Genomic DNA, 14,865 nt, shown 5'->3' with positions numbered 1-14,865 from the left:
TAAACACAGCCAACCCTATTGGCGCCAAATCCGAGCAAACTCAGCCAAATCCTCATGACTGAGGCGCTCCTGGAGCCATTGCCAAGCCTGTTTCTGATGACTCATCCCTTGATAATATTGCGCCGCATTCACTAACACAATCGGAGCCTCCCGGAACTCCTGGGGCGATCGCCACCGCTGAGCAAACTCCTTCACCATCTCCGAACTCAGTTGTCCCTCCAGCCATTCCAACGCCTGATTCTGGCTGGACAGATTGCGATAAAACTTAGCCACATTGACCAACTCAATTGGGGTCGTACTCGTCGGATTATTGCGCCAACGACGAGCAAACTCCAGCAGCACCCCGCTTTCCAGTCGCCCCTGTAACCAGTTCAACGCCTTCGCCTGATGAGGTAAATCCTGATAGAACTTCATCACATCAATCAACTTAATCGCATCCGTGGGGGTAGGCATACTCTTCTCCGAATCCGGTGGCTTAGGGTCCACTCCTTTGCCCGTTATCGTAGCATCCAACAGATAGGCCCAAGTTCGCGACGTAATCTCACCCGTCGCCGTCAATCCCAACGCCGTCTGAAACTCACGGGTTGCCTCTTGGCTTTTCGGGCCAAATACCCCATCAAGCGCCCCAATGTCATAGCCCTTCCCTCGCAGAGACCGCTGTACCTGAACCACCATCTGGCTCTGACTTCCCGCCTTAATCACATTAAACGAGTTCACATCCACCGGCCCCGTCACACCACTCACCGTGCCACGATCCGTAAATTGCCACATCGTCCACGTGCGCCAGCCCCCAGGAACCCAGGGCCGCTCAGCCGTCGTGTAATGGGCAATCCAGAGAGGATAGTCCGTAAAATCCTGCCAATTCCCCAACCGCTCCCAAAACGACGGATAGGTATACAGGATCGGCCGACGCTGCGTCGCCTCCTCCACCCGCACCAACCAACTCCGGATGCCCGCACGAATCCGCTCCGGTTCTACCCCATCATCACTTTCAATATCCAACACCGGCGGTAAATCCCCCGGTTGCAACTTCACCATATTCAAAAACAAATTCGCCTGAGCCAGCGCATCTGTCCGGGGACGGTAAAAATGATAGGCCCCGCGAACCAACCCAGCCGAACGAATCCCAGCCCAATTACGAGTAAAGGAGTCCGCCACGAACGTTCCCCCCTCCGTCGCCTTCGTCACCGCAAACTCAATTCCCGACTTAGCCACCACCGGCCAATTAACGGTTCCCTGGTAATCCGCAACATCAATGCCTCTAACCATATCTCACCCTTGACCCATCTCTACTGACTTGTGCCTGCGATTCTGTGCTTACTGCCGATTATCCCCAAACGTTTTCCCATCAGGCATAATTGTCTGCGACAGTTCTGCATCCCGAAAATTCGTCTTATAAATTTTAGCACTCATTAGAATCGCATCATTGAGAATCGCCCCCGTCAAATTCGACCAACTCAACTTAGTCCGATATAAACTCGCCCCCGTCAAATTCGCCCCCCGTAAGGTTGCCCAACTCAAATTCGCTGCCCGTAACTGTGCCTTGGTCAGATTTGCCCCCGCCAAATTTGCCCCACTAAGTTTAGCAAAACTCAAATCAACCCCCATCAAATTTGCCTGACTTAAATTGGCACCATTCAAAATACTTTTCATTAAGTTAGCATTCTCTAAATCCACTTCTGTTAGTACCGCAATCGTCAAATTCGCCCCCTCTAAAATAGCCCCTTGCATGGAAGCACGACAGAGATTAGACCGGCTTAAATTCACCTCTCGTAACGTCGCATTATCCAGATTAGCTTGATTGAGATCTGCCTCATTCAAAATGGCTTCCGTTAAATCAGCGCCCTGTAATGAGACCCCCACCAACTTTGCGCCGCGTAAATTGGCTTCACTCATCTGGGCTTCAGACAAATCAGCATGGAGCAACTTGCTAGAAATTAAATTGGCATCTTGTAAATTAGCACGATGCAGTTTAGCTCCCTGTAACTGAGATTCCCGGAGATTCACACCCCGTAAGTTCGTCTCTCGTAAATCTACAGCAGTCAAATTGGATTGTCGTAGATTAGCCCCGCTGAGGTCTTGCCCAGATAAATTGGCGCGACTGAGGTCTACTTCACGAAAATCCCGTTCTCCGTCTGCATACCGCTCTAAGAGTTCATCGGCTCTCATCCTGGGTGACTTGCCCCCTAAACTATCATCAACTTGGCTGAATATATTTTGGCATCTAGCACGACCCCCACGTCTTATGAAACAATCAAACGAGACAAAGATCCCAGTATGATTGAGTTTCTTCAGGCGAACTCGACCATTCCCCCTCGGGAGGCGCTTGTTCCGCCCCGGTGCGATCGCCTATCCTCGATACGCTTTCATTGAGAGAACATCAGACCATGTCCGACAATCTTCGCAGTCACGTCGTTACCCAAGGTAGTTCCCGGACTCCTAACCGAGCCATGTTACGGGCTGTCGGCTTCGGGGACGACGACTTTTCCAAACCCATTATCGGCGTCGCCAATGGCTACAGTACCATCACCCCCTGCAATATGGGACTCGATGGCCTGGCCCAACGGGCTGAAATTGGGGTGCGCCAAGGGGGAGGAATGCCCCAAGTCTTTGGAACCATCACCATCAGTGACGGCATTTCCATGGGAACCGAGGGGATGAAATACTCTCTCGTCTCCCGCGAAGTCATCGCCGATTCCATTGAAACCGTCTGCAACGGCCAAAGCCTTGATGGCGTCTTGGCCATTGGCGGTTGTGACAAAAATATGCCGGGGGCCATGATTGCCATGGCTCGCCTCAATATCCCGGCCATTTTTGTCTATGGGGGAACCATCAAACCCGGTCACTACAAGGGTCAAGACCTGAACGTTGTCAGTGCCTTTGAAGCCGTGGGGCAACATAGTGCCGGTAAAATCGATGATGCCGAACTCAAGGAAGTTGAACGCCGCGCTTGTCCAGGGGCCGGGTCCTGTGGTGGGATGTACACCGCCAACACCATGTCCTCCGCCTTTGAAGCCATGGGGATGAGTTTAATGTACTCCTCCACCATGGCCGCTGAGGATGCCGAAAAAGCCGAGAGTACGGAAGAATCCGGCAAAGTCCTCATTGACGCCGTCCGCCACCAACGCCTCCCCCAACACATTCTCACCCGCCAAGCCTTCGAGAATGCCATCGCCGTCATTATGGCCGTGGGAGGCTCAACCAACTCCGTCCTACACCTCCTGGCCATCGCTAACGCCATCGGCGTCGACCTGACCTTGGACGACTTTGAAACCATCCGTCATAAGGTTCCCGTCCTTTGCGATCTCAAACCCAGTGGCCAATACCTCACCGTGGACTTCCACCAAGCCGGAGGCGTTCCCCAGGTGATGAAAATGCTGCTCGAACAAGGCTTACTCCACGGTGACGCTCTCACCATTACCGGTAAAACCATCGCCGAACAACTGGCCGATATCCCCAGCACTCCCCCGGAGAACCAGTCAGTGATTCGTCCCTGGGATAACCCCGTCTATCAACAGGGTCATTTGGCCATCCTCAAAGGGAACCTGGCTGAAGAAGGGGCCGTAGCCAAAATCAGCGGCGTGAAAAACCCCAAAATGACCGGGCCGGCGCGGGTGTTTGAATCGGAAGAAGAGAGCCTCAAAGCCATCCTCGACGGCAAAATCCAGGCCGGGGATATCATGGTGATTCGCTACGAAGGGCCCAAAGGGGGTCCGGGAATGCGCGAAATGCTTGCCCCCACCTCTGCCATCATTGGCGCCGGTTTAGGAGACTCGGTGGGCCTGATTACCGATGGCCGCTTCTCCGGAGGAACCTATGGCATGGTCGTGGGTCACGTGGCCCCGGAAGCCGCTGTGGGAGGTGCGATCGCCCTCGTGGAAGAAGGGGATATGATCACCATCGATGCTCATACGCGATCGCTCGATCTTCATATCTCTGAGGCCCAACTGAGTCAGCGTCGGGCTAACTGGACCCCTCGTGCCCCTCGCTATCGTCGGGGTGTGTTGGCCAAATATGCCAAACTGGTCTCATCGAGTAGCCTCGGAGCCGTGACGGACTTGCCCGAGTCTTAAGGATTGCCAGTTAGCCGCCTGTCCTGAGTCTCCGGTTCTTCTGAATCCCTGGATACTCGGGACATCTACATACCCTCTAAGGACAAGTATGGAACCGTATCGTATCCTCGTGGGGTTAGACCAAACCGATCTAGCCGAGAAGGTGTTTCATCAGGCTCTGGCGATCGCCCAAGACCGTCAGGGGGAGTTACGCTTAATCCATTGCCTCAACCTAGAGTTCCACGAGAAACTCGGCAGCCTACTCGACGCAGGCGTTGGCCTACAAAGTCGTATCCACCTGGATGACCTCCAACAGTCAGACCAGGTCAAACATCTCAAACAGGCCCGAACCTGGCTGCGAAAACTCTGTGAACACGCGGCTCAAGCGGACGTGTTCTGTGACTATCGCATCGATCGCCGCAGCCCCGGCCCCCTCCTAAGCTACCTAGCTCAAGAGTGGTCGGCAGACCTCATCGTGGTAGGCAATGGCAAAAAAGAAGGCTGGCAAGCCCTGATTTTAGGCAGCGTCAGTCAGTACGTCATCCAAAACTCCCCCTGTCCAACTCTCGTGGTTCCCGCCGGCAATCAGGAGCAACAACAGTTCCCCCCCCAAGCGGACCTCCCCCCAGCCTCCTCGGAAACCTAAGCCTGATTGGCACTCAGACTGGCCCCTGACTCTCCCCCGTCGAGTCTTCAGTCTGGGAACTGGGGTCAATATCGTCTGGAATCTCTAAGGCCTTGAACAAATCCGGGCGGCGCGATCGCGTGCGTTCCCACTGCTGCGATCGCCGCCATTGAGCAATCTTGGCATGATTCCCCGACAACAACACCTCAGGAACCTGCCAATTGCGGAACACCGCCGGACGAGTGTAATGGGGATAGTCCAACAACCCCTCCTCAAAACTATCCGCCTCCAAGGAAGCCGTCTTACCCACCGTTCCCGGCAACAGGCGCACCACCCCATTCACCAAGGCCAGCGCCGGAATTTCCCCCCCTGTCAGCACAAAATCCCCCAAGGACACCTCCCGAGTCACCAAATGGGTTACACGCTCGTCCATGCCCTCATAATGACCGCATAAGACCACGAGCTGATCGCAGTCCCTAGCCCAATCCTTAAAATGCTGCTGACACAGCGGTTCCCCCTGGGGGGTCGTTAAAATCACCTCCCGACGGGGCAACACCGGTAACGACTCCACCGCCGCAAAAATCGGCTCCGGCTTCAACACCATCCCCACCCCGCCGCCATAGGGTTCATCATCCACACGACGATGTTTGTCCTGGGTAAAATCGCGAGGATTCGTACAGTGAACCTCGGCAATTCCCCGGGCGATCGCCTTCGACATTAACCCAACTTGTAGCGGGGTCTGAAAAAACTCTGGAAACAGCGTAACAATATCAAATCTCATACCGGGACATCAGCCTTGGCAAAACTCGCACCTCATCGGAACGATCAAATCAGCAAACATCTCACTCTAGCAGCTCGCCCCATCTGATTTTCATGACCTGCGAAGACTCCCCTGACCTCCCACCAACACTTGACCCCTGATAACCCCATGCCATCCAAGATGGTATTATAGGAAGATACGAATGGCTACCCCTTATTACGCCAAAGATCAACGGTTGTCGCGCTCATAAAGCATCCCGAGCAAAGCGTCCCGAGTTTTTGTATACTATTGGCGCTGTCGACGCGAATCGATCCGATTACAGCCGGGGTTAGACAACCCACATGCTCCTTCACGTCACCCCGATGCCCTCGTCGCTCACCCCCATCCGCGTTGACCCCCACGTCACCGGAGGGCAGGCGCTCTGCCGTTCGCGTAGCGTCTCGAAGGGACGGTGAACGTTTAGTGCCAGAGTACCCTACAGACAGCCCGTCTCGTAGGAATCCTTGACTCGAAGTCCATTACGCCCTAATTCCCTATGATCCAAACAGATGCTCAATCTCTCGAACCGACGATGTCCCATTCCCCTCAAACAACGATTTTGGTAATCGGCGGCGCGGAAGATAAAGTTCACGGGCGCGAAATCCTGCAAACCTTCTTTAACCGTTCAGGGGGTCGGGATGCCCAAATTGCTATCATTCCTTCAGCCTCACGGGAACCGGCAGCCATCGGTAACCGCTATCGAGATATCTTTGAAGAAATGGGAGCCAAAGCGGTTCGCATCCTAGATATCCGAGAACGCTATCAGGGAGAAGACCCCATTTGGCAAAACGACCTCGAAGAATGTACCGGCGTCTTCATGACTGGCGGTGACCAACTTCGCCTGTGTTCCCTGTTGGCGGATACCCCCTTAATGGAGAAGATTCTCCTGCAAGTGCAACGGGGAGAAATCGTCCTCGCCGGAACCAGCGCCGGGGCAGCAGTGATGGGATACCATATGATCGCCGGTGGCGGCAGTGGGGAGTCTCCCAATCGCTCCCTCGTGGATATGACAACCGGCCTCGGCATTTTGCCCCAGGTCATTGTTGACCAGCATTTCCACAATCGTAACCGCATGGCCCGGCTGATTACGGCCATTTCCGCTAACCCCGATCGCATTGGTGTCGGCATTGATGAGGATACCTGCGCTCTCTTTGAAGGAGAGGGCCTGATCCAAGTCTTGGGGAAAGGAACCGTCACCATCATCGATCCCGGTGAAGTCGATTACACCAATGAACCCTATGTAGATGCCATCAATCCCTTAAGTATCTTTAACTTACGAGTTCACGTCCTCACCTACGGCGATCGCTATCACATCCCCACCCGTAGCCTGCATGTTCCTGAACAACGCCTGAGTGCTTAACCGCTCCTCTCGGCGTTCTCAGCCGTCCCTATGATTCCCAATAAGAGCCAATTGACGCAGTGGATACTTGTAATTCTCCTGGCCATCGCCATTGGAAGTCAGGTCTCCCCTGCGCTGGCTTTAGATGCCTCGCGGGTTAACCGCCTAGAATCCCAAGTTCGGCAACTGCAAGCCCAACTGCGACAGCTCGACCGACAAGTCAACCAGGTTCAGTCCCGCGATCGCCCGGTTTCCCCCCAGACCCAACCGGACTCGCCCTCTCAGCGCGATCGCCCAAACGGACGCACTCCCATCCCTGATCCTCGTTTAGAGCGTCTAGCAACCCTCTTGATGGAACAAAATCGGCGTCTTGACTCTCTAGAAGCCCAGTTATCTCGCCTAGAAGCCTCCCTAGACTCCTCCCAGCCAGATCGCAAGTCGTTCTAGGGTCACCTAGCTCCTGTTCCTCTGTTGCCGTCCTCCAAGTTTTCCGTGAAGTCTTTCCTCCTCACCCCCCCTCCCATCCGGAACCCGCATCTACTGAAATGGGTGATTGTCGCCCTCTTGTATTTCACGACCGCTCAACTTTCCCTGCGATTTGCGGCACTCCCCGGTAATATCTCCTCCGTCTGGTTCCCCACCGGCTTAGTCCTAGGGGTCAGTCTCTGGCGGTTCCGCTGGCACGCCGTACCTGGAGTCTTCTTCGGCTCCATGGCCTCAACCAGCTTTGACCTATTATCGGACAGCTCCCCCCAAGCCATTCTCCCCGCCCTGTTTTGCGGCGTTATTCATGGTGCCGGCAGTGCCCTGGAACTGGCGATCGCCCTGAGCCTATTGCGAACCTGGATACCCCAGGGCAACATCCTGCAACGAGTGCCCCACGTGGGGCTATTCATCCTTAGCCTACTACCCGCCTCCCTAACCGGGGCTATCTTCGGCGTTTTCCCCCTCGTCCTCCTCGGCTTAGTGTCTATTACAGACAGTCCCCGCTCCTTACTCATTTGGTGGTGGAGTGGCGTCTTAAGTCAACTGCTCATTGCCCCAGTGTTTCTCGCCGGAATGGCGGCCCCAAAGCAATGGCAACCCAACCCCGGCCCCTATCGCTACCTGGAAGTGGGTCTGTTTTTCACCATCACCATCCTTATCCTCATCAACACCTTCGGCCTCGGCTATCCCGCAGAATATGCCCTAATTCCCCTCTGTGTCTGGTCAGTCCTGCGTTTCGGGAAATTTGAAACCACCCTATTTGTCTTTGGCATTTCCCTCATCGCCATTTTCACCACCGTTCAGGGTCTAGGCCCCTTCGCGAGTCATTCCAACTATATTGCCTTCCTACTCCTTCAATCTTTCATGGGAGCGGCTATTCTCACCTCTCTGGTTCTCTCGGCTAGTAATGACGAGCACCACCAACTCGAACGCCAACTGCGAACCAGTAACCGAGAGTTGCACAGCAGCCAAAATCGTCTCTCTCAACTCCTAGAAGCCATGCCTGTGGGGGTCTGCGTTCACGATCGCCAGGGACAAATGCTTTACCGCAATCAAACCGCTCAACAGCTCCTAGGAGACGTCATGGCCAATTTGGAGCAATTCGCCCAACGCTATCATCTCCACAAAGCCGACAGTCAACAGGTCTATCCCCTCCAAGAACTCCCCGGCCAGATTGCCCTCTCAGGACAGTCCATCCGTCGTGATGACTTAGAACTCCATCACCCCGATGGCATCATTCCCTTAGATATGGCCAGTACCCCTCTCCTCGATGATCATGGTCGGGTAGATAGCGTTATTGTGGCCTTCCAAGACATTCGCGAACGCAAAGAAGCCCAAAAGCTCTTAGCCGACTATAACCAAACGTTAGAAAATCAAGTGGTCCAACGGACCGCAGAACTGCAAACGACCCTCTCTCAATTGCAACGAACCCAAGCCCAGCTCGTTCATACCGAAAAAATGTCTAGCTTGGGGCAACTGGTGGCCGGAGTGGCCCATGAAATTAATAATCCGATCAGTTTTATTTTTGGCAACATTCGCTATACCAAAGAATATATCAGTGACTTGCTGCGTCTATTAAATGCCTACGAAACTGCCTATCCAAATCCCAAGTCCTCCGTCCAAGAACTCGCGGATAGTATTGACATCAACTACCTGATCGAAGATGTTCAACGGATTCTAGAATCCATGAACTCAGGGGCTGAGCGCATCCGCAATATTGTCTTAAGTTTACGTAATTTCGCTCGCTTAGATGAGGCGGAGACGAAGATTGTCAATCTTCATGAAGGACTCGATAGTACCCTAATGGTCTTGCGCTCTCGACTCAAGCTACAGAGCGATCGCCCAGCCATTCAAGTTATCAAAGCCTACGGAGACATCCCGAAAGTTCATTGTTATCCCTCGGAACTGAATCAGGTATTTTTAAATGTCTTAAATAATGCTATTGACGCCTTAGCCAGCCGAGACGATCGCCCCCTCGGAACTAGCCTCGCTGACCCCCCAACCATTACTATCACGACCCAAGTCAACCCAGATCATAATGTCAGTATTAAAATTCAAGACAATGGAGTGGGGATGAATCCAGAGGTCTGCAACCGTATCTTCGACCCCTTTTTCTCAACCAAACCCGTTGGCTCAGGCACAGGATTAGGACTTTCCATGAGTTATCAAATTATTGTCGAAAAACATCGAGGGAAACTCTCCTGTGAATCTGCGTTAGGCCAAGGAACAACGGTTACCATTCAAATTCCTGTGCGCCGTGAAACCGGGATATCTCGTGCCCTAGAGAAGTCTAAAACCACCAACATCAGACATTTCTCATAACCGCTATAACGTCATGATTTGTCAGGAACAATATCACTAAACGCTACATCCCCCTATCTCAAACTTTGCAGATCGCTCATGCACAACTTCATCCCTCCAGAGCGTTTTTTCCCTTACCTAACCTGGACCGATATCGACCAACTCCCCGACAAAGCCAACACCGTGTTAGTGCAACCCGTGGGGGCGATCGAACAACATGGCCCCCATTTGCCCTTAGTGGTTGACAGTGCCATTGGCTTAGGAGTCTTGGGAGAGGCCCTAACTCAGCTGAGTCCTGACATCCCCGCCTATGTCTTGCCCCCCCTGCACTACGGCAAATCCAATGAACACCGCCGTTTTCCCGGAACCATCAGCCTCTCGGCTCGCACCCTTCTCGATACCCTTATGGAGATTGGCGACAGTCTCTATGCCGCTGGCTTTCGGAAATTGATTCTCATGAACTCCCATGGAGGACAGCCGCAAATCATGGAGATTGCGGCCACGGATTTACACGCTCGCTATGAGGATTTCTGGCTGTTTCCCATCTTCACCTGGCGAGTGACTCAGGAGCATAAACGCCTGCTGAGTGAGCAAGAAGTGCAACAGGCCATGCACGCCGGCGACGCGGAAACCAGTTTAATGCTGGCCCTACTACCAGAACAGGTGCGGATGACCCAAGCCGTCACAGAGTATCCCCCCCAACAACCGGGACGTTTAGGCTGTAAAGGCCCCCTGACCTTTTCCTGGCTCACCCACGATATTAGTGCCAGTGGCGTGGTGGGGGATGCCACCGCAGCGAGTCGGGAGAAGGGAGAAGCCATCTTAGCGGTGTTAGCTACAGGGTGGTGTGAGTTAATTGAGGAGGTCTATCACTTCCAAAATTGCTAGAATGGGGGTAGATTCCGTAATCGATTTTACAGACAGGAGGACGACAATGGACAGGTCTTATGGCGCACGTCTTAACTATTGGCTGCAACAAATTCCCGGACTCGGGCAGTGGCTGCGGCTGTCCCAGCAAGTGTATCAAGCTGAGGAAATTCTCCACGATCGCCGTCGCTACCTCAAACGAACCTCCTAAGGAGGCGTCAAAGCGACCGCTGGAGTATCCACAGGACTCAAGACTGCGATCACGGGAACTGAACGTGATCGCAGTCCTGCGTTAGCCCCTTCCTCAATTTGTAAACAAATGTAAATAGCGTTAAGATTGTAGGCGAGTCGGTAAACTATTATTAAATTATGAGTCGCCCCCATCTCCCAGAGCCAAGTTTGCTCAAAAAGGTCCTCGAACCTTTGCTCGAAGACTTCCAGTATTGGTTCGAACGTTCCCGAACGCTTCTGGAAACTGAGACCATTGATTTCCTGGGACCGAAGGAACAGCAAGATCTCCTTGATCGAGTCACCCAGGCTCAGGAAGAGGTCAGTTCGGCCAAGATGATGCTCGATGCGACGGGATGCCAAGCTGGGGTGGATATGTCAGTGCTGATGCCCTGGCATCGCCTGCTTACAGAATGTTGGCAAATTTCAATACGATTCCGCACCCAGAATTCTCAAGCGCTCAACGTGAGAGAATAGCACCCAGCGGGGTGGTATCTGCCCCAAGCCAGTGACTCAACTTAAAAATCTGTTTTAAAGCTTTCATGGGGAGTTCCTCAGGTTTGACCGTGAACTGCCCGAGGCAACTGATTGATCACTCCTGATTTATCTGAGGACAAGTCTATGTTACATCTGCTCTATATTCTCGCCTTTACATTTCTGGCCTTTGTTGCGGTTGGCAATCTGGTTAGAAATCTATTAGCCTTTAGTTCCGACTCTCAAAAATCCCGTCCCCTGAACAATTCCGAGTTTAGCCGCCGTCCTCAACCGAGTCCTCACCCAGAACTCCTCGACGATCACGGACGAGTCGTGGAAGAACCTTTGCTGGTCATGCGATCGATTGGCATCGAAGATGCACGGGAAAAACTGGATGCTCTCTACAATTCCTCGCCGAGCGGCAAGAACAATCTCAGTGATGACGATGATACTCCCCCGCCGGCGCTGATTTAAGCCCCAGCCAGGTTCCTTGTTCCTTACCTCTGAGACGCCTGTAAGACCCCTTGCTGGCGGACTCTCCCATTGTTAACGCACCATTCCCCCATGACGATCGCCATCGACTTCGGAACCACTAACACTGTGATTGCCCGTTGGAATGCTGCTACGGAACAGCCGGAAGTGGTATCTCTACCGGGGCTGAGCCGTCAAGATAGTAGTAATCCCCCTGTGGTTCCCAGTTTGGTCTATGTGGAGGATGCCCAGGTTGGGGCGATCGCCGCCGGCCAACAGGTCCGCGATCGCGGCTTAGACTTAAAGGGAGACTCCCGTTTTTTCCAGAGCTTTAAACGAGGGATTGGGTCTGAGGTGCAGGGATTTCTCCCCCAATTGGATAACCGGTCTATCCGCTTTGAAAAGGTCGGAGAGTGGTTTCTCCAGCATCTCCTCTTAGCCGTGACCCAGGTTCCCCTCCCTCTCGACTCCCTCATCCTGACCGTTCCCGTTGATAGTTTTGAAACCTATCGCCATTGGCTCGGGTCTGTGGTGGAATCACCGCAACTTCCTCAGAAAATCGAGCAAGTCCGCCTCCTCGACGAACCCACCGCTGCTGCTCTCGGCTATGGTGTCGCCGCTGCGGATTTACTTCTGGTTATTGACTTCGGAGGGGGAACCTTAGATATCTCCCTCGTGGAGTTAGGCCGCCGCGTCACCCCGGATCGCAATCCTCTCGGCTTTATCCTCAAATGGGGCGATAAGTCCTTTCGTAAGGACTCTGGGCAGAAACTCGAAACCGCTAAAGTCATCGCCAAGTCCGGCCAGAACTTGGGGGGGGCGGATGTGGATAACTGGCTTCTCGATACCTTTGCCAGTGGTCAAGGTTTGCCCAAAACTTCCCTGACTCAGCGTTTGGTGGAAAAGCTCAAAATTGAGTTATCCTCCCGGCCTCAAGCCAGTGAGGTCTATTTTAATGAGGAAACCTTTGAGAGTTACGAGTTGAATTTAAGTCGCTCGGAGTTTGAGGAGATTCTGCAACAGCAGCAGTTTTTCAAACGCCTCGATGAGTCCTTAACCCAAGTTCTGCAACAGGCCCGACGACAGGGGTTAGAAAGTCCTGATATCGATGCGGTGGTTCTGGTGGGGGGAACCTCGCAAATTCCCGCCGTACAAGATTGGCTCAAAGACTGGTTCCCCAGTGAGAAGATTCGCTGCGATCGCCCCCTCGATGCGATCGCCACGGGAGCCTTACAACTCACCCAGGGCATTCAGCTTAAGGATTTTCTCTATCACGGCTATGGGGTTCGCTACTGGAACCGCCGCAAAAACGCCCATGATTGGCATCCCATCATCCAGCCGGGACAACCTTATCCCTTAGAGCGTCCCATTGAACTTTCTTTGGGGGCATCTATTCCCGAGCAGCCTAAATTGGAGTTAGTCTTAGGGGAGATGGGAGCCGAGGCGGCCAAAACGGAAGTCTTCTTTGACGGCGATCGTCTCATCACCCGCCAGGCGAACCAGGATACAACGGTAATCCCCCTCAATGACAGCGACCAAGGGCGCACCATTGCCAACCTCGACCCACCGGGGTCTCCGGGGAGCGATCGCGTCAAAATTCAATTTCGCATCGACGCGGAGCGATTTCTACGCATCACCGTTGACGACTTGCTCACCTCGGAACGACTCATTGATAATCAGGTGGTGGTGCAATTGAGTTAGAGGAGAATCCCTTAAATTTGCTGACTCAGCATCCCCCGACAGGTGCTCAGCACCTGCTCATCGACAGGGGAGAGCGTTTCCAACGGTTGGAAGCCCGGGATATTCGCATTGGCCGCCGGCTGACCATCGGCCACCAACGTATCACGGCTCACTGCGAGGTTAAAGGGATAGACGTCGTTGCTGTAGCTATCTTGGATATTGAGGGCTAACTGGTCTTCATCGAGGCGGCCATGGAAGCAGTCAAAGGAAGACGAGGGCATATAGAACCCTCCCACCACGCGATTTCCCTCTGCTTCAAAGACCATATAGGTTTCGCCCACCTGATTCGCCTCAGATGCAGAACTATAGACATGTTGGCCATCGGTGAGATTCGCGGGAGCTGTTTCTAGCCGGGCCGCCACCGAGACCGACTCCGCCACCGCCATCCCCGTGAAACCCAGCGTTAAGAGCAATCCTAGGATAATTGAGGTGGCTTTACCTTGGCGAAGTAACCACTGTTGGGGGTTGACAGTAAGATTAAACATAAGTATTTATCCTTGGTTCCGAACTCAATGGCCTTATTGTCTCGGATGAGCGGGATCTAAGGCAGTGACCTTAGGACAGATTTTCAGCCGATCGCATCACGACCCCTCGGTGATATCACTGACCCTTCAGCGGTGATATAAATCACCTTAATCCCTATTATCAGGATTTTAAAACGGTTGCAACTGGGCCGCCTCATTGAAGAAACGTCGCCCTAAGCCAGTCACCAAGAGCGTTGTGGCGATAAAGTCTGTCAGGGCGATCGCAAACATAATCAGCATCTGATAGGCAGCGGCATCGATGGGACTGGCCCCACTCAACAATTGCCCCGTGACAATCCCAGGTAAGGTCACTAACCCCACCACCATCATCGAATTGAGAATACTGACCGTTCCGGCGCGAATCGCTTGTTTATGATAAGTCGCAAGAGCTTGTTGGGGCGTGGCCCCAAGACTGAGATGGGTTTCAATCTCTAGGGGGTGATTTTGCACCAGACTCACAAACCGTTCCCCGGCGATGGCCGCCGCATTCATGGCATTCCCCATCATCATGCCCCCCAAGGGAATCAGATATTGAGGATTAGACCAGACCGCCGGCTGACGCAGAACAAAGGTATTGATATAAATTAGGGTGACGGCCGTACTCAAGCCGATGGCGGCCCAAACTAAGGGCAATAGTCTCGGGAGTTTACGGGTGATACGATTACGGGCCACCACCGCCGCCAGGCTCAACATCACCAGCAATACCCCCAGTAACAGCAGGGGATGCCGCCAGGTAAAGACCACCTGAAGAATCACCCCCAACATCAACAGTTGCACCGTGGTGCGAGCGGTTGCCAGAGATAACTGTAGCGTTAAGCCCAACTGTTGCCAGGCGGCAATGGCAATGGCAATGGCCGCCATCCCTAGGGCGATGGCTAAGTCAATTAAATCGAGTTGAATATAGTCCATGGTTGGCGTGACGATTTGATCACAAGTCCCGAGATAGCGATTCCCAGCTC

The 14,865-nt window shown here is 53.4% G+C and carries 15 protein-coding genes; 10 read left to right on the top strand and 5 right to left on the bottom strand.

Annotated features, from left to right (window positions below; all coding sequences use genetic code 11):
• Window positions 1–15 precede the first annotated feature (15 nt).
• Together L855_RS10495 and L855_RS10490 are read right to left on the bottom strand one after the other, a co-directional pair.
• Window positions 16–1,269 carry a GH25 family lysozyme gene (locus L855_RS10495; protein ID WP_159787780.1) on the bottom strand — a complete coding sequence of 418 codons (1,254 nt, stop codon included), beginning with the start codon at window positions 1,267–1,269 and terminating at the stop codon, window positions 16–18.
• Between the two features lie 48 nt (window positions 1,270–1,317).
• Entirely contained in the window at window positions 1,318–2,169 is an 852-nt protein-coding gene (locus L855_RS10490; RefSeq protein ID WP_159787777.1) for a pentapeptide repeat-containing protein, read from the bottom strand.
• Window positions 2,170–2,387: 218 nt separating this feature from the next.
• On the opposite strand from L855_RS10490, the gene ilvD reads away from it, so the two are divergent.
• Both ilvD and L855_RS10480 read left to right on the top strand, forming a co-directional pair.
• A complete protein-coding gene (gene ilvD, locus L855_RS10485; protein ID WP_159787774.1) occupies window positions 2,388–4,073 on the top strand; it encodes a dihydroxy-acid dehydratase in 1,686 nt (561 codons plus the stop codon).
• 88 nt (window positions 4,074–4,161) lie between these two features.
• Complete coding sequence (locus L855_RS10480; RefSeq protein WP_159787771.1) at window positions 4,162–4,698, top strand: universal stress protein; 537 nt, start codon at window positions 4,162–4,164, stop codon at window positions 4,696–4,698.
• Window positions 4,699–4,711: 13 nt separating this feature from the next.
• On the opposite strand, the gene trmD is transcribed toward L855_RS10480, so the two are convergent.
• Entirely contained in the window at window positions 4,712–5,458 is a 747-nt protein-coding gene (gene trmD, locus L855_RS10475) for a tRNA (guanosine(37)-N1)-methyltransferase TrmD (RefSeq protein WP_159787768.1), read from the bottom strand.
• 514 nt (window positions 5,459–5,972) lie between these two features.
• Between trmD and L855_RS10470 the strand changes: the two genes are divergently transcribed.
• From L855_RS10470 to L855_RS10435, 8 genes are all read left to right on the top strand, one after another.
• Window positions 5,973–6,836: a cyanophycinase gene (locus tag L855_RS10470; RefSeq protein WP_159787765.1), complete on the top strand. Its 864-nt coding sequence runs from the start codon at window positions 5,973–5,975 to the stop codon at window positions 6,834–6,836.
• 30 nt (window positions 6,837–6,866) lie between these two features.
• Entirely contained in the window at window positions 6,867–7,262 is a 396-nt protein-coding gene (locus L855_RS10465) for a hypothetical protein (protein WP_159787762.1), read from the top strand.
• A gap of 45 nt (window positions 7,263–7,307) precedes the next feature.
• On the top strand, window positions 7,308–9,623 hold the full coding sequence (locus L855_RS10460; protein WP_159787759.1) for an MASE1 domain-containing protein: 2,316 nt from the start codon (window positions 7,308–7,310) through the stop codon (window positions 9,621–9,623).
• Between the two features lie 78 nt (window positions 9,624–9,701).
• A complete protein-coding gene (locus tag L855_RS10455; protein WP_159787756.1) occupies window positions 9,702–10,490 on the top strand; it encodes a creatininase family protein in 789 nt (262 codons plus the stop codon).
• A 46-nt stretch (window positions 10,491–10,536) separates the two neighbouring features.
• Entirely contained in the window at window positions 10,537–10,680 is a 144-nt protein-coding gene (locus tag L855_RS10450; RefSeq protein WP_159787753.1) for a hypothetical protein, read from the top strand.
• A 158-nt stretch (window positions 10,681–10,838) separates the two neighbouring features.
• Window positions 10,839–11,174: a DUF2605 domain-containing protein gene (locus L855_RS10445; RefSeq protein WP_159787750.1), complete on the top strand. Its 336-nt coding sequence runs from the start codon at window positions 10,839–10,841 to the stop codon at window positions 11,172–11,174.
• Between the two features lie 144 nt (window positions 11,175–11,318).
• Window positions 11,319–11,645 carry a DUF2973 domain-containing protein gene (locus tag L855_RS10440; protein ID WP_159787747.1) on the top strand — a complete coding sequence of 109 codons (327 nt, stop codon included), beginning with the start codon at window positions 11,319–11,321 and terminating at the stop codon, window positions 11,643–11,645.
• Window positions 11,646–11,735: 90 nt separating this feature from the next.
• A complete protein-coding gene (locus tag L855_RS10435; protein ID WP_159787744.1) occupies window positions 11,736–13,343 on the top strand; it encodes an Hsp70 family protein in 1,608 nt (535 codons plus the stop codon).
• A gap of 11 nt (window positions 13,344–13,354) precedes the next feature.
• On the opposite strand, the gene L855_RS10430 is transcribed toward L855_RS10435, so the two are convergent.
• A complete protein-coding gene (locus L855_RS10430; RefSeq protein ID WP_159787741.1) occupies window positions 13,355–13,867 on the bottom strand; it encodes a hypothetical protein in 513 nt (170 codons plus the stop codon).
• 168 nt (window positions 13,868–14,035) lie between these two features.
• On the bottom strand, window positions 14,036–14,815 hold the full coding sequence (locus L855_RS10425) for an ABC transporter permease (RefSeq protein ID WP_159787738.1): 780 nt from the start codon (window positions 14,813–14,815) through the stop codon (window positions 14,036–14,038).
• Between the last annotated feature and the right edge of the window lie 50 nt (window positions 14,816–14,865).

The sequence above is a fragment of the Sodalinema gerasimenkoae IPPAS B-353 genome, from assembly GCF_009846485.1.
In the GTDB taxonomy this organism is placed as follows: domain Bacteria; phylum Cyanobacteriota; class Cyanobacteriia; order Cyanobacteriales; family Geitlerinemataceae; genus Sodalinema; species Sodalinema gerasimenkoae.
Note: the sequence above shows the minus strand (reverse complement) of the source record. Positions and strands in the feature narration are given on the sequence as shown.

Excerpts from the sequence above, each read along its gene's own strand:
- L855_RS10465 (WP_159787762.1), top strand. The coding sequence starts at position 6,867 with ATGATTCCCAATAAGAGCCAATTGACGCAGTGGATACTTGTAATTCTC.
- L855_RS10425 (WP_159787738.1), bottom strand. The coding sequence starts at position 14,815 with ATGGACTATATTCAACTCGATTTAATTGACTTAGCCATCGCCCTAGGG.
- L855_RS10490 (WP_159787777.1), bottom strand. The coding sequence starts at position 2,169 with ATGAGAGCCGATGAACTCTTAGAGCGGTATGCAGACGGAGAACGGGAT.
- ilvD (WP_159787774.1), top strand. The coding sequence starts at position 2,388 with ATGTCCGACAATCTTCGCAGTCACGTCGTTACCCAAGGTAGTTCCCGG.
- L855_RS10495 (WP_159787780.1), bottom strand. The coding sequence starts at position 1,269 with ATGGTTAGAGGCATTGATGTTGCGGATTACCAGGGAACCGTTAATTGG.
- L855_RS10430 (WP_159787741.1), bottom strand. The coding sequence starts at position 13,867 with ATGTTTAATCTTACTGTCAACCCCCAACAGTGGTTACTTCGCCAAGGT.
- L855_RS10455 (WP_159787756.1), top strand. The coding sequence starts at position 9,702 with ATGCACAACTTCATCCCTCCAGAGCGTTTTTTCCCTTACCTAACCTGG.
- L855_RS10450 (WP_159787753.1), top strand. The coding sequence starts at position 10,537 with ATGGACAGGTCTTATGGCGCACGTCTTAACTATTGGCTGCAACAAATT.
- trmD (WP_159787768.1), bottom strand. The coding sequence starts at position 5,458 with ATGAGATTTGATATTGTTACGCTGTTTCCAGAGTTTTTTCAGACCCCG.
- L855_RS10480 (WP_159787771.1), top strand. The coding sequence starts at position 4,162 with ATGGAACCGTATCGTATCCTCGTGGGGTTAGACCAAACCGATCTAGCC.
- L855_RS10445 (WP_159787750.1), top strand. The coding sequence starts at position 10,839 with ATGAGTCGCCCCCATCTCCCAGAGCCAAGTTTGCTCAAAAAGGTCCTC.
- L855_RS10440 (WP_159787747.1), top strand. The coding sequence starts at position 11,319 with ATGTTACATCTGCTCTATATTCTCGCCTTTACATTTCTGGCCTTTGTT.
- L855_RS10470 (WP_159787765.1), top strand. The coding sequence starts at position 5,973 with ATGATCCAAACAGATGCTCAATCTCTCGAACCGACGATGTCCCATTCC.
- L855_RS10435 (WP_159787744.1), top strand. The coding sequence starts at position 11,736 with ATGACGATCGCCATCGACTTCGGAACCACTAACACTGTGATTGCCCGT.